This window comes from Mangrovimicrobium sediminis (genome assembly GCF_004745945.1).
Lineage (GTDB): Bacteria > Pseudomonadota > Gammaproteobacteria > Pseudomonadales > Halieaceae > Mangrovimicrobium > Mangrovimicrobium sediminis.
The window spans coordinates 146,444-159,372 of the sequence record NZ_SRLE01000005.1 but is presented as its reverse complement, the minus strand read 5'-3'; the positions used below and the strand labels follow the sequence as shown (position 1 = coordinate 159,372).

Below are 12,929 nucleotides of genomic sequence, written 5' to 3'. Positions count from 1 at the left end.
TAGTGCCTTCCAGTAGCTTCCCGCTGCCGACAACGACCGGATACTCACCCATGGACAACCGGGTTCTCATCATCGACGACGACCGCGACCTGTGCGCGCTGCTGCTCGAATACCTTGAAACACAGGGTTTCGAGGCACAGGCGGTCCACGACGGCGCACAGGCCCTGGAGCACCTGCGCCAGCATCACTACGACGTGCTGGTGCTGGATATCATGCTGCCGGGCATGCTCGGGCTCGACGTGCTGCGCAACCTGCGCGAGTTCGACAACACGCCGGTGCTCATGCTGACCGCCCGCGGCGAAGACACCGACCGCATCGTCGGCCTGGAGATGGGCGCCGACGACTACCTGCCGAAACCCTGCAACCCGCGCGAACTGGCGGCGCGCCTGCGCGCGATCCTGCGCCGCGCCGGTGACCGCCGCGAAGAGGAAGAGGTCTCGGAGCTGCATGCCGGCGACACCCACATCCACATGGCGAGCCGCGCCGCGACCCACGCCGGTCAGCCGGTGCCGCTGACCAGCGCCGAGTTCAACCTGCTGTGCGTGCTGCTGCGCCACGCGGGAACGGTGGTCGACAAGGACACCCTGAGCCGCGAGGGACTGGGCCGTCCACTGTCCGCCTACGACCGCAGCGTCGACGTGCACGTGAGCAAGATCCGCCGCAAACTCGCCGAGGTCGGAGGCGACAACCTCATTCTCAGCGTGCGCGGCGCCGGCTACCAGTTCGTGCTGGACGACGCCGGCTGAAGGCATGCGCAGCAGCCTGTTCGTCAAGATTTTCCTCGGCTTCTGGCTGGTCACCATCGCCGTGCTGGGCAGCTGGATGCTGGTCAACCAGTACCTCGACACCCTGCCCTTCGCCGACCAGCAGGCTGCACCGCCGCCGCCCGAGGCGCCGCCGCGGCGCATGATCCTGCGCCTGATCTACAGCCTGCAAAATGCGCCGCTGGAAAACCTGCCGCTGCTGATCACTACCGCCAGCCAGGAGCACGGCGTCAGTATCTGGCTGCTGGACCGCCGCGGCAACGACCTGCTGCAACGCCCGGTACCCGAGGATGTCGTGGAGGTCGCCGGGGAACTGCGCGGGGGCCGGCGCCAGGCCTTTGGCAGCGGCGGCGACGAGCGTCTCATCGCGCACACGATTTACCGCGAGGACGGGCGCCTGCGCCTGGTGATCGGCCTGCCGCCACCGCGCCACCGACTGCTTGGCGTGCTCGGTGCCAACCCCTGGCTGCGCCTGCTGATCGCCGTACTGGTCAGCGGCCTGGTCTGCTACGGCCTGTCGCGGCTGGTCACCGTGCGCCTGCGCGCGGTGGGCAAGGCGTCGCGACAGCTGGCGGACGGCGATCTGCACACGCGCATCCGCGTGCGCGAACGCGGCGGCGACGAGACCGACGCCCTGGCCCGGGATTTCAACGTCATGGCGGAGCAACTGGAGGGCAGGATACAGGCGCAAAAGCGCCTGCTCAGCGATGTCTCCCACGAATTGCGCTCGCCCCTGGCACGCCTGCGCGTGGCCCTGGCCCTGGCCATGGATGCGCCGGCCAAGCGCGGCGATTACCTCGAGCGCATGGAACTGGATATCGAGCGACTCGAGGAACTGATCGGCCAGTTGCTCACTTCACAGCAGGGCACGATCACGCTGGACAGCCATATCGACCTGGTGGAACTGCTGCGCCGCCTGTGCGACGACGCCAGTTTCGAGGGGGCCAGCCAGGGCAAGCGCGTGTCCCTGCACACCACACTGGACGAGGCCCTGGTCGCCAGCCATGCCGACCTGTTGCAGAAATGTTTCGACAACATGATCCGCAACGCCCTGCGCCACACCGCCCAGGACAGCGAAGTGACGGTGAGCCTGGCGCAGGAGGGCAGCCACTTCCGGGTGTGCGTGGAGGATCGCGGCCCGGGCGTGCCCGAGGCCGAACTGTCGCGCATCTTCGACGAGTTCTACCGGGTGGACACAGCACGTACCCGCGAACACGGCGGCTACGGCCTCGGCCTGACCATCGCCCGGCGCGCCATCGAACAGCACGGCGGCAGCCTGCACGCCGAGAACACCGGCAGCGGCCTGCGCCTGGTGGTCACTCTGCCCACCGACACCTGAGCCGCTGCGCGCCCGCGCGCGCCAGTGCTACACTGCGTAGCCTGTGGAGGCGTCATTCATGCAGTCAAACTACCTGTTGCCACCGAGACTCACGGGACCCGACGGCACGCCGCGGGCGGCCGGTTTCGAGTTCGAGTTCGGCAACCTGCCGATCCTGCCGGCGGCGCGCGCACTGCAGTCCGCCCTCGGCGGCCAGCTCGAGGAAATCAGTCCCTTCGAGGCCCTGCTGCACGATTCGCTGCTCGGGCGCCTGCGTATCGAGCGCGACGCCGACCTGCTGAAATCGACACGCTATCGCGGCTGGCTGCAACAGCTGGGCGTGGAGTTCTCCCCGGGCAGTATCGGCCACGAGATCGAGTCGAATATCGACAGCGCCAGCCGCGGCCTGATTCCCTGCGAAGTCATCACCGGCCCGATACCCTTCGAGCACTTGGAAAGCCTGGACGCCCTGGTCGAGGCACTGGAGGCGATCGGCGCCGAGGGCACCCAGGAATCGCTGATCTACGCCTTCGGCCTGCACATCAACCCCTCGCTGCCCGACCTCGAGCCGGCCAGTGTCCTGAGCACGCTGCAGTCGTTCCTGCTGCTGCACGCCTGGCTGCTCGAGGCCGGCGCGACCGACCTTACCCGACGCTACCTGACGCCGTATATCGACGCCTTTCCGCAGCGCTACATGGAGCTCGTCCTGCGTCCGGACTACCAGCCCGACATGCGCCAGTTGATGGACGACTACCTGGCCCACAACGCGACCCGCAACCGCGCGCTGGACCTGCTGCCGCTGTTCGCCCATATCGACCTGGAGCACGTCAGGGCAGCGCTGTCACGGGAGGAGCGCAAACTGGTCAAGGGCCGCCCGACCTTTCACTACCGCCTGCCCGACTGCCGTATCAACCAGCCGGGCTGGGAGGTCGCGACCTACTGGAATCACTGGGTGTACATCGAGGCACTCGCCGCGGACCGCGACCTGCTGGCCGAGTTGATGCGCGCCTGGCAGGCGCACTACGCGGAATTCATGCTGGTGCAGAACACGCGCTGGGTCGCCCAGTTGACGTCGATCCTCGCCCAGCGCTACCTGTCCCTGGATACCCGGCACAACGGGCGGGGGGCATGACGGGCAAGACGAAACCGGTCATCGGTATCACCGGCCCGGATCGCGGCGGGCTGCCCGCCTGGCTGATGACCGCGCTGGCGATTCGCCGGGCGGGCGGGCGTCCGCTGCGTATCCAACCGCGCCGCACGGTAGACCCCGAGCAACTGGCGGGACTGGTCATCGGCGGCGGCTCGGATGTCGACCCCCTGCACTACGGCGAGGAACCCCTGGACCGCGAGGAAGAGGCGTCGCAGACACGCCTGCTGGACTGGGTGATCGGCCTCAGCCTGGCGCTGCTGCGTATCCTGTTCGCGCGCTCGGCGCGGGAGAACTACGACCCGGCGCGCGACGCGATGGAGAAACAGTTGATCGAGCACGCCTTGCAGACCGGCAAGCCGCTACTCGGCATCTGCCGCGGCGCGCAGTTGCTGAACGTCTGCCTGGGCGGCAGCCTGCACCAGAGCATCGACCACTTCTACGTCGAGGGCACCAGCAACCTGCGCAGCGTACTGCCGCGCAAACAGGTGCATATCGAGCCCGCGAGCAGGCTCGCCGACATCCTCGCCACCTCGCGCTGCCAGGTCAACGCGCTGCACCGCCAGTGCGTGCGCGAGCCCGGGCGCGGCGTGATCGTCACCGCGCGCGAATCCAACGGCGTCACCCAGGCCATCGAGCTGGAAAGTGAAGGGTTCGCGCTCGGCGTGCAATGGCACCCCGAATACCTGCCCCAGGTCGCGCGCCAGCAATCCCTGTTCCGCGCGCTGGTCAGCACCGCGGCAGCGAAAACGTGAGCGCCTACCTCGGCCTGTTCGCCAGTGCGTTTCTCGCCGCCACCCTGGTCCCGGCGTGGTCCGAGGTCCTGTTCGCCGGCCTGCTGGCCGCGGGCTACGACCCGCTGCTTCTGCTGCTGTCCGCCTCGACGGGCAACACCCTGGGGTCCGCCGTCAACTGGTGGCTCGGCCGCTACCTGCTGCATTTCCAGGACCGGCGCTGGTTTCCGTTTCGCGCAGAAACGCTGGGGCCGGCGCAACGCTGGTACGCGCGCTGGGGGGTCTGGACGCTGCTGCTGGCCTGGTTGCCGGTGGGCGGCGATGCACTGACGTTTATCGCCGGGATGATGCGCGTGCGCTTCTGGCTGTTCTTCACGCTGACTGCCATCGGCAAGACGACGCGCTACGCCATCCTGCTCGGCGTGGTCGGCCTCTTCGACTGATACCGCCGATGGCTCTCAGCCGAGCGGGCCGATGCCCACACCTTCGCGCACCTTGCGCATCAGCGGGACGCTGTACTCACGGGCCTTTTCGGCGCCGAGGCGCAGGTGGCGCTCGACCTCGCCCGGATCTGCCATCAGCGCCTCGTAGCGCTCGCGCGCCGGGCCGATTTCCGCGTTAACCAGTTCAAACAACTGCTTCTTGGCTTCACCCCAGGCGATGCCGTTCTCGAACTCGCGGCGCATGCGCGCGGTCTCCGCCTCGTCGGCGAAGGCGGCCCACACCTGGAACACGGTGGAGCTATCCGGGTCCTTGGGTTCACCCGGCTCGAGCAGGTTGGTCTTGATCTTGTTGATCGCCTTTTGCAGCTTTTTCTCGGGCAGGAACAGCGCGATGGTGTTGTTGTAGCTCTTCGACATCTTGCGGCCGTCGGTCCCCTGCAGCAGCGCCACGCTGTCATCCACCACCGCCTCGGGCAGGGTGAAGGTCTCGCCGAACAGGTGGTTGAAGCGGCCGGCGATATCCCGGGCCATCTCCACGTGCTGGATCTGGTCGCGACCGACAGGAATGTGTGTCGCATTGAACATCAGGATATCGGCGGCCATCAGCACCGGGTAGCTGAACAGCCCCATGGTCACCGCGTGGTCCGGGTCCTCCCCCGCTTCCTCGTTGAGCTGCACCGCGGCCTTGTAGGCGTGGGCGCGATTCATCAGGCCCTTGGCCGCCACACAGTTGAGTATCCAGGTCAGCTCGGGGATTTCCGGCACATCGGACTGGCGATAGAACAGGGCTTTATCGGTATCCAGGCCGAGGGCGAGCCAGGTGGCGGCGATCTCCAGCGTGGACTGGCGCACTTTCGCCGGCTCCTGGCACTTGATCAGCGCATGGTAGTCGGCGAGGAAGAAAAACGATTCGGCGCTGTCGTCACGGGATGACGCCACCGAGGGCCGCAGCGCCCCCACGTAATTGCCGAGGTGCGGAGTGCCGGTGGTCGTGATACCGGTGAGGACGCGTTGCTTGGTCATGAAATACGACGGTTCTGTGGAAAGGCGCCAATCATACCGGGCCGGGCGGCGCGAGGCCATCCTGCAGACCGGCCAGCTGGCGCAGGCAGCGCTCGTACCCGGGGCGCAGCGCGTCCGGTGAAAATGCGTCGAGATCCGGTGCCGCTGGCGGGCCTGTCGCTGCTGTACAGGCCTGGATAATGTCGGCCGCAGCCCGGGCCTGCTCATCAAGGGATTCAGCTTCCACCGGGTAGCGACAGTGCCCAGGATAGAAATCGCGATAGGCGAGGCGGTCTGGCAGCACCGGGAAACAACCCAGGCGCACCGCCTCCATCACCGCCAGGCCCTGGAACTCGTGGTCCGCCGTGGCGAGAAACACGTCCGCACCGCGCTGCCAGGCGCGATAGTCAGGCTCCTCCGGTATGAACCCGAAGTGCGCGAGGCGGTGGGCGAAATCGCGCTGGATACTCGCGAATACTGCCGGCGACTGGCGAAACTGCTGGCCGGTGATCGCCAACTGGTAGTGCATGCCCCGCGCTTCCAGTTCGCGCAGGACCGCGTGGAGCAGCTCGCCGCCCTTGTCGTGCTCGAAACGCGCGCTCCACAGGATGCGCAGTGGTGTAGCGCCGCTGCGCTGCGGCCAGGGGTCCAGCGGCGCTACCTCTCCGAGCGCCACGGGAACCGGCAATACCAGGGATTTTTCGGCGATCAGCTGCGCGACACCGCGCGGCACGAAATCCGGCAGGCGCGCGAGTAGCGTGTCTACCCCGGCGAGAAAACTGTCGCGGTTATAGGGCGAATTGAAGGCCACGCGCGGCGCGGCGAGCGCCCCGTAGAGGCTGACCATCTGCGCCTCCAGCAGGTCGTGCCGCTGACGGTCCTGCGGGTAGGCGAACTGGTTTTCGTGGAAATAGTACAGGGCGGGCGTCGCCGCCAGTGAGGGCACCAGGCCGCGCAGGGTGGCGAGGTCGACCATGGAGGTCGCGACCAGCAGGTCGTAGCCGGCGTCCAGGACCTCGCGCTGCTCGAGTACCCAGTACAGGGGGTTACCGCGCACCCGCCAGCTGAAGTGCCGTGGCGGCAGCGCCAACTGCTGCCAGTCCCAGTGCGGGAACATCTGCAGCAGCGCGTCCAGCCAGCGCGCATGGCTCTGGGCCGTGTAGGCCGAGAGCAGCAGGACACGCACGTTGCGTCAGCGCGCCCCGAGCGCACCCGGGAAATTGTAGAAGCGCGCGAGCACCCGGACGAGGTTCGCGGCGTCCGCCGCGCCGGCGAGTTCGCGGATGGAATGCATGGCGAAGGTGGACACACCGATATCCAGCGTGCGCACGCCCACCGCACCCGCGGTGATCGGGCCGATGGTGCTGCCGCAGGCCATGTCGCTGCGCACCACGAAGGACTGCACCGGCACCTCGACCTCGGCGGCGAGCATGCGGAACAGGCCCGCGGTCTCGCTGTTGCTGGCGTAGCGCTGGCTGGCGTTGATCTTGATCACCGGGCCGCGATTGAGCAGCGGGCCGTGGTTCTCGTCGTGGCGGTCCGCGTAATTCGGGTGGATACCGTGGGCGTTGTCCGCCGAGATCAGCATGGAACGGTCGGTGAGCCGGGCGTAGGCGGCGCGATCCCCCGCCATGCGCTCGAGCACCGAAGCGAGGAAGGGACCCTGCGCGCCGCTGGCGGAGAGGCTGCCCACCTCCTCGTGGTCGTTGCACACCAGCAGTACGCTGGAAACGCCGTCCCATTGCTTCAGGGCGCACAGGCCGACGTAACAGCTCAGCAGGTTATCGAGACGAGCGGAGGCGATGAAGTCGCCGCGCAGTCCGACCACGGCGGCGGGCTGGGTGTCGTAGAAACACAGCTCGAAATCCAGCACCTCCTGCGCGCCGCAATCCGGGTGCTCCTGCAGCAGGCGCTCGCGCAGCAGTGCGCGGAATTCCACTTTCTCGCCCTCGGTAAGCTGGCACAGGATGGGGGGAATATCCGTCTGGGCGTTGATCGTGCGGCTGTTGTTGGCCTCGCGGTCGAGGTGAATCGCCAGGCTGGGGATTACCGCGATGGGGTCGCGAAAGTCGATCAACGCGCTGCGCAACTGCCCCTGGGCATCGCGAAAACTGACCCGGCCGGCGAGCGAGAGGTCGCGGTCGAACCAGGGGTTGAGCAATGCCCCGCCATACACCTGTACGCCGACCTGCAGGTAGCCCTGGCGCTGGCGTTCTGGTGAGGGTTTGGCCATCAGGCAGGGGCTGTCGGTGTGGGCGCCCACCAGGCGTACGCCCTCCTCCGGCCCCGCCTGCTCGCCGATTCCGAAAGCGACGATAGAACTGCCGTTGCGCACCACGTAGTAGCGGCCGCCCGGCTGCAGCGACCAGGCCTCGTCCTCCGCCAGGGCGATGAAGCCGGCGGCCGCGAGTTCCTCCGCCAGGGCCGACACCACGTGAAACGGCGTGGTGGCGCGCGCGAGGAATGCGCACAAATCGTTGTTGAAAGTATCCTGTTCCGACATGCCTGCTCCCGATTCAACCTGTCTCGCGCTGTGCGCGCGTGCGGGCGAACAGGCTGGAGGTGTCCCAGCGCCCGCCGCCCATTGCCTGCACCTGCGCGTAATAGTCATCGACCAGTTGTGTGACGGGCAGGTCCAGCCCCATGGCGGCGGCCTCCGCCATCACCAACCCGAGGTCCTTGCGCATCCAGTCGACGGCAAAGCCGTGATTGTACTCCCCGGCCAGCATGGTCTTGTAGCGGTTCTCCATCTGCCAGGATTGCGCGGCGCCCTGGGAGATCACCTCGATCACCGCCGCGCTGTCGAGCCCGGCCCGCTCGGAGAATTCCAGCCCCTCCGCGAGCCCCTGCAGGATGCCCGCGATGCACACCTGGTTGACCATCTTGGCCAACTGGCCACTACCCGCTGGCCCGAGCAGGCGGACACACCGCGCATAGTGTTGCAGCAGGGGTTCGGCGTGGGCAAATACCGCGGGATCGCCACCGACCATGATGGTCAGCGCGCCGTTCTGCGCACCGGCCTGGCCGCCGGACACCGGCGCGTCGAGAAAGCCCACGCCGGATGCCGCCGCGGTTTGCGCCAGTTCCCGGGCCAGTTCCGCCGAGGCGGTGGTATGGTCGACCAGCACTGAATCCGCAGCCATGGCACCGAGCGCGCCCTGCTCGCCGAGCACCACCTGGTGCACGTCGTCATCGTTGCCAACACAGACGCAAACCATCTGTGCATCGCGCGCCGCCCCGGCCGGAGTCGGCGCGCTGGCGCCGCCGTACTCGGCCACCCAGGCCGCGGCACGGGCCGGGGAGCGGTTGAATACCGTCACCTCGTGGCCGGCGCGCTGCAGGTGGCCCGCCATGGGGTACCCCATCACCCCGAGTCCGATGAATGCGAGTCTGGCCATGGCGCTTTCCTCTCTCAGGCGATCCAGATCAGGTACAACAATGCCGCCAGCACAATCCGGTACCAGACAAAGGGCATCATGCCCACCCGATCCAGCAGGCGCAGGAAGACGGCAATGCAGGCAAAGGCCGTCAGGCCGGAGAGCACGGCCGCGCCGACCAGCAGTGACCAGTCGACAGTGTGCCCGCCCTGGGCGAGTTCGACACCCTTCAGCGCACCGGCGCCGGCGATGACGGGAATGGACAGCAGGAATGAAAACCGCGCCGCATCCTGGCGGCTGAGGTTTAACAGCAGGCCCGCGGTAATCGTCACCCCGGAGCGGGAGACGCCGGGCACCAGTGCGATTGCCTGGGCACAGCCGATAAACACGGCCGCCCACAAACCGACCCGGGCATCGCCCGGCGTGCGTATCGCGTAGCGGTCGGCGACCCCCAGCAACAGGCCAAAGACCAGCGTGGTGGTGGCGATCACCGGCAGGCTGCGGGCGTGGTGTTCGATAAAGTCGCCCATGGTCACGCCCAGCAGGCCGGCGGGGATAGAGCCCACTGCGAGATACCAGACCAGGCGGCTGTCCTCACTGTGACCACCGCCAGTCAGGGAGCGCAACCAGGCCTGCGCCATCTGCCAGAGGTCGCGACGGTAGTAAATGAGTACGGCGCTGAGCGTACCCACATGCACCGCAACATCGAAGGCCAGGCCCTGGTCCGGCCATTCCAGTACCAGCGAGGGAATCACCAGGTGGGCGGAACTCGAAATCGGCAGAAACTCGGTCAGGCCCTGCAGGATTGCCAGCACCACCGCCTGAAACCAGTCAATCATCGCTGCTTGCCCTGCTGCGGAATCTTCTTCCAGTTGATTTCGTCGCGCACGTACACCGGCCGCACCTGCATGGCGTCCTGCACCTGGCCCGCGGCAAGCGCCCGCTCGGCCAGGGGCAACAGGTCGCGGGCGCGCGGCAACAGCGTAGTGTCGATGTGTTCCAGTTTCGCGCGAAACGCGGCGGGAGCCTTGTCCAGGTATGCCGCACCGCTGCCCACGGCTACCACCGGCGGCATAGCGTCCGGGAGAACCAGTGCAGAGGGCGGGCAGGCCTGGGCCGGGCCGCACTGTACCAGTTGCCCCGACTCCACCTGGAACAGCGCGCAGTAGACTTCGTTGATGCGCGCGTCGATCAGGCTCGCCACCCGTTGGCCGTCCGTCACCAGTCCCTCGCGCAGAGCGGTTGCCACCTGGCAGGCCAGGGTCGATACCGGTACGGCTGGCAGGCACGCGGCATAGGCCAGGCCCTGTACGGCGCTGGCGGCGACGCGCAGGCCGGTGAATGAGCCCGGGCCGCTGCCGTAAGCGATGGCTTCAATCCCGTGCTCGGCGAGGCGGCCGTCCGGTAACAACTCGGCGAGCATGGAAAACAGGCGCTGGCTGTGTTGCCGGGGAGTAACCTCGTGACGCTCGAGCACTTCACCGCCGCGACACAGGGCGACCGAGCACGCATCGGTCGCGGTTTCGATGGCCAGAATGCCTCGCATCGGGGGTCGGGGAAACTCGTATTGAAGTGATAAACTCGAATTATCCCACACTGCGGCATTGGTAAAAACACTCCATGGGCGAGTCCCACTCGAATACCTCCGCGGCGACGCCCACAGTGTCCGCCCTGATCCTCGCTGGCGGCGCTGGTCGCCGTGCCGGGGGGCAGGACAAGGGTCTGCTGCCCTGGCGCGGCCGACCGCTGGTGGCCTGGGTCTACGAGCGGATCGCCGCGCAGTCGGACGAAGTGCTGATCAGCTGCAATCGCAACCGCGAGGCCTACGCGCGTATCGGCTGCCTGGCCCCCGCGGACCTGCGCGAGGGGTTCCAGGGTCCGTTGGCGGGACTCGAAGCCGCCCGGAATGAATTGGGCGGTGAGTTCATACTGTTGGCACCCTGCGATATGCCCGACCTGCCGGTGGATCTCGCGAGTGCACTCGGGCAGGCACTGGATACCCACCCCGAAGTCCAGGCCGCCTATGCAAGCGCGGGCGGTGACAATCACTATCTGTGTGCGCTGCTGCGCCGCAACTGCCTCGCCACCCTGCCGTCATTTCTCGATGCGGGCGGTCGCGCCGTCCGCCACTGGTACGCGCAGATCGGCGCCGTATCGGTAGCGATGGACACTCAGGCGTCGCAGTTTACAAACCTGAATCACGGCACCCAATAAAAAAACCCGCGGCCATCGCTGGCGGCGGGTTTCGCGATGCCCCGATGAAATCGGGGCGGCGCCTGTGTGTTGCCCGTCCGGGCCTGACTAGCGCTTGGCCGCGCTCTTCTTCTTCGCGGCTGCACGCTTGGCGGGCGCCTTGCGCGCTACGGCCTTTTTCCTGGTCGCTTTTTTCTTTGCGGGAGCCTTTTTCTTGGCAGCAGACTTCGGACGGCCCGGTGACTTCTTCGCCGCGGTGGTCTTGGCTGCAGCCTTGCGTTTCGGCGCGCCGCGCTTCTTCGCAGCCTTCTTCGCCTTGGCTTCGGCCTTCTTCTCGGCAGCCTTGGCCTTGGCTTTCAACTTGCGCTCGGCAGCTGCAATTTCCCTTTCCAGACGCTTCTCGAAAGCGGCAACCTTCTTGGCATCTGCGCGAGCCCGCGCCTTGATCCACTGCTCAGCGTGCAGTGCCATCGACTTAGCCTTGTCCGCTTCGGCCTTGGCAAACAGTTCAGCCTTGCGCGCGAGCAGTTTTTCCTCGGCGGCCAGCTTCTTCGCCTGCAGTCGCGCAGCCTCCATCGATTCCGCCAGCATCTGCCGCGCATCACCGACCTTCCCGCGCATTGTGCGCACGCGACTGTTGGTGCGTTCAACGACGTTGCGCGCCGTTTTTACCGCGCGTTTATTGGCTGCGGTGGCGTTGCTGGAAACCTGCTTCCTTGCACTTTCGAGCTTGTCCTTGACCTGTTTCAGGGCCTGCTTCTCGGCATCCAGGGATTTTTGCAACTTGTCGAGAGAGTCCTTGGCGCGAACCACGCTGGGCGACGCGGCAGCTCGTTTTACGATGGAGTTTTTTGCGGGTGATTTCTTTGCAGCAGTCCGCTTCGCAGCCGGGCGCTTCTTCGCCGCGGATTTCTTTCGGGCAGCGGGCGCTTTTTTCGCTGTAGTTTTCTTCTTTGCGGTTGCCATTACACTTTCTCCAGAGTTGTTAGCAAGGTAACGCAGTGCAAAAATAGCAAGAAAAAAAAGGGCTTACAACAATATGACCGGATAAAACAGCGACTCAAAATAGCAAAAAATCACATTTCAAGAGTAAAAAAACAAAAATTTGATTGTGTAGTTTGGCGCGGGACTGCCAATAGTGAACAAGGGGACAGGCACTATCGGATGCATGGGAACAAAAAAGGCGAATGCGTGACAACAAAAAAGGGGAGCCTGGCTCCCCTTTTTCTACAACTTCAAAAAAACGTTTCAGCCATCGAGTGACGCGAAAATTGCGTCGCGAATCTGGTCGACAGTACCGACACCTTCGACACGATGATATGCCGGCGCGCTCTCACCGCTCATGTCACGATAGAAGCCGACCAGCGGACTGGTTTGCGAATGATAGACTTCCAGGCGCTTGCGCACGGTGTCTTCCTTGTCATCGTCGCGCTGCACCAGCGGTTCACCGGTCACGTCGTCCACACCTTCCTGCTTCGGCGGGTTGTACATCACGTGATACACGCGGCCGGAATCCGGGTGCACGCGACGACCGCTCAGCCGGGAAACGATTTCCTCGTCATCGACAGCGATCTCTACGACGTGATCGATGTTGACGCCCGCATCCACCATCGCCTGCGCCTGCGGAATCGTGCGCGGGAAACCGTCGAACAGGAAACCCGGTGCGCAATCATCCTGGGCGATACGCTCCTTGACCAGGCCGATGATGATTTCATCGGAAACCAGACCACCCGAATCCATAACTTCCTTGGCCTGCAGGCCGAGTTCCGTCTGCGCCTTGACGGCAGCGCGCAGCATATCCCCGGTGGAGATCTGGGGAATACCGTACTTCTCGGTAATGTACTGGGCCTGGGTGCCCTTACCTGCGCCGGGGGCGCCCAACAATATCAGTCGCATATGCGAGTTTCCTCGTTGATCAAATTGAATTCGCGATCGCGTGGTGGTGATTTTC

The 12,929-nt window shown here is 65.8% G+C and carries 14 protein-coding genes; 6 read left to right on the top strand and 8 right to left on the bottom strand.

All coding sequences use genetic code 11. The features are described from left to right. Positions 1-50: 50 nt before the first annotated feature. The 5 genes from E4634_RS05650 to E4634_RS05630 are packed head-to-tail and all read left to right on the top strand — an operon-like array spanning position 51 to position 4,406. Positions 51-746, top strand: a complete 696-nt coding sequence (locus tag E4634_RS05650) for a response regulator (RefSeq protein WP_135441683.1) — start codon at positions 51-53, stop codon at positions 744-746. 4 nt (positions 747-750) lie between these two features. Beyond that, complete coding sequence (locus tag E4634_RS05645; protein WP_135441681.1) at positions 751-2,103, top strand: ATP-binding protein; 1,353 nt, start codon at positions 751-753, stop codon at positions 2,101-2,103. A 58-nt stretch (positions 2,104-2,161) separates the two neighbouring features. After that, the gene (locus E4634_RS05640; RefSeq protein ID WP_135441679.1) at positions 2,162-3,214 is read left to right on the top strand and encodes an amidoligase family protein; all 1,053 of its coding nucleotides are present in this window, start codon (positions 2,162-2,164) and stop codon (positions 3,212-3,214) included. Next, a complete protein-coding gene (locus E4634_RS05635; protein ID WP_135441677.1) occupies positions 3,211-3,984 on the top strand; it encodes a gamma-glutamyl-gamma-aminobutyrate hydrolase family protein in 774 nt (257 codons plus the stop codon). Before E4634_RS05640 ends, E4634_RS05635 begins: the two co-directional genes overlap by 4 nt. Further along, on the top strand, positions 3,981-4,406 hold the full coding sequence (locus tag E4634_RS05630) for a YqaA family protein (RefSeq protein ID WP_135441675.1): 426 nt from the start codon (positions 3,981-3,983) through the stop codon (positions 4,404-4,406). The genes E4634_RS05635 and E4634_RS05630 overlap by 4 nt, the downstream gene beginning before the upstream one ends. Positions 4,407-4,421: 15 nt before the next feature. On the opposite strand, the gene trpS is transcribed toward E4634_RS05630, so the two are convergent. The 6 genes from trpS to tsaB are packed head-to-tail and all read right to left on the bottom strand — an operon-like array spanning position 4,422 to position 10,331. After that, positions 4,422-5,429: a tryptophan--tRNA ligase gene (gene trpS / locus E4634_RS05625; protein WP_135441673.1), complete on the bottom strand. Its 1,008-nt coding sequence runs from the start codon at positions 5,427-5,429 to the stop codon at positions 4,422-4,424. A 31-nt stretch (positions 5,430-5,460) separates the two neighbouring features. Beyond that, positions 5,461-6,594, bottom strand: a complete 1,134-nt coding sequence (locus tag E4634_RS05620; RefSeq protein ID WP_135441671.1) for a tRNA-queuosine alpha-mannosyltransferase domain-containing protein — start codon at positions 6,592-6,594, stop codon at positions 5,461-5,463. A gap of 6 nt (positions 6,595-6,600) precedes the next feature. Further along, complete coding sequence (locus E4634_RS05615) at positions 6,601-7,911, bottom strand: M18 family aminopeptidase (protein ID WP_135441669.1); 1,311 nt, start codon at positions 7,909-7,911, stop codon at positions 6,601-6,603. Positions 7,912-7,924: 13 nt separating this feature from the next. Then, the gene (locus E4634_RS05610; protein WP_135441667.1) at positions 7,925-8,806 is read right to left on the bottom strand and encodes an NAD(P)-dependent oxidoreductase; all 882 of its coding nucleotides are present in this window, start codon (positions 8,804-8,806) and stop codon (positions 7,925-7,927) included. A gap of 14 nt (positions 8,807-8,820) precedes the next feature. Continuing rightward, the gene (locus E4634_RS05605) at positions 8,821-9,621 is read right to left on the bottom strand and encodes an undecaprenyl-diphosphate phosphatase (RefSeq protein WP_434783497.1); all 801 of its coding nucleotides are present in this window, start codon (positions 9,619-9,621) and stop codon (positions 8,821-8,823) included. Continuing rightward, a complete protein-coding gene (gene tsaB, locus E4634_RS05600; protein WP_135441663.1) occupies positions 9,621-10,331 on the bottom strand; it encodes a tRNA (adenosine(37)-N6)-threonylcarbamoyltransferase complex dimerization subunit type 1 TsaB in 711 nt (236 codons plus the stop codon). The genes E4634_RS05605 and tsaB overlap by 1 nt, the downstream gene beginning before the upstream one ends. Positions 10,332-10,447: 116 nt before the next feature. Here tsaB and mobA point away from each other — a divergent pair, with 116 nt between their 5' ends. Beyond that, positions 10,448-10,999, top strand: coding sequence for a molybdenum cofactor guanylyltransferase MobA (gene mobA, locus E4634_RS05595; protein WP_167854785.1), 552 nt, complete (start codon positions 10,448-10,450; stop codon positions 10,997-10,999). 87 nt (positions 11,000-11,086) lie between these two features. Here the strand turns inward: mobA and E4634_RS05590 are convergent, their stop codons facing one another. Further along, complete coding sequence (locus E4634_RS05590) at positions 11,087-11,944, bottom strand: hypothetical protein (RefSeq protein ID WP_167854784.1); 858 nt, start codon at positions 11,942-11,944, stop codon at positions 11,087-11,089. A 282-nt stretch (positions 11,945-12,226) separates the two neighbouring features. Continuing rightward, the gene (adk, locus tag E4634_RS05580; protein ID WP_135441655.1) at positions 12,227-12,874 is read right to left on the bottom strand and encodes an adenylate kinase; all 648 of its coding nucleotides are present in this window, start codon (positions 12,872-12,874) and stop codon (positions 12,227-12,229) included. Between the last annotated feature and the right edge of the window lie 55 nt (positions 12,875-12,929).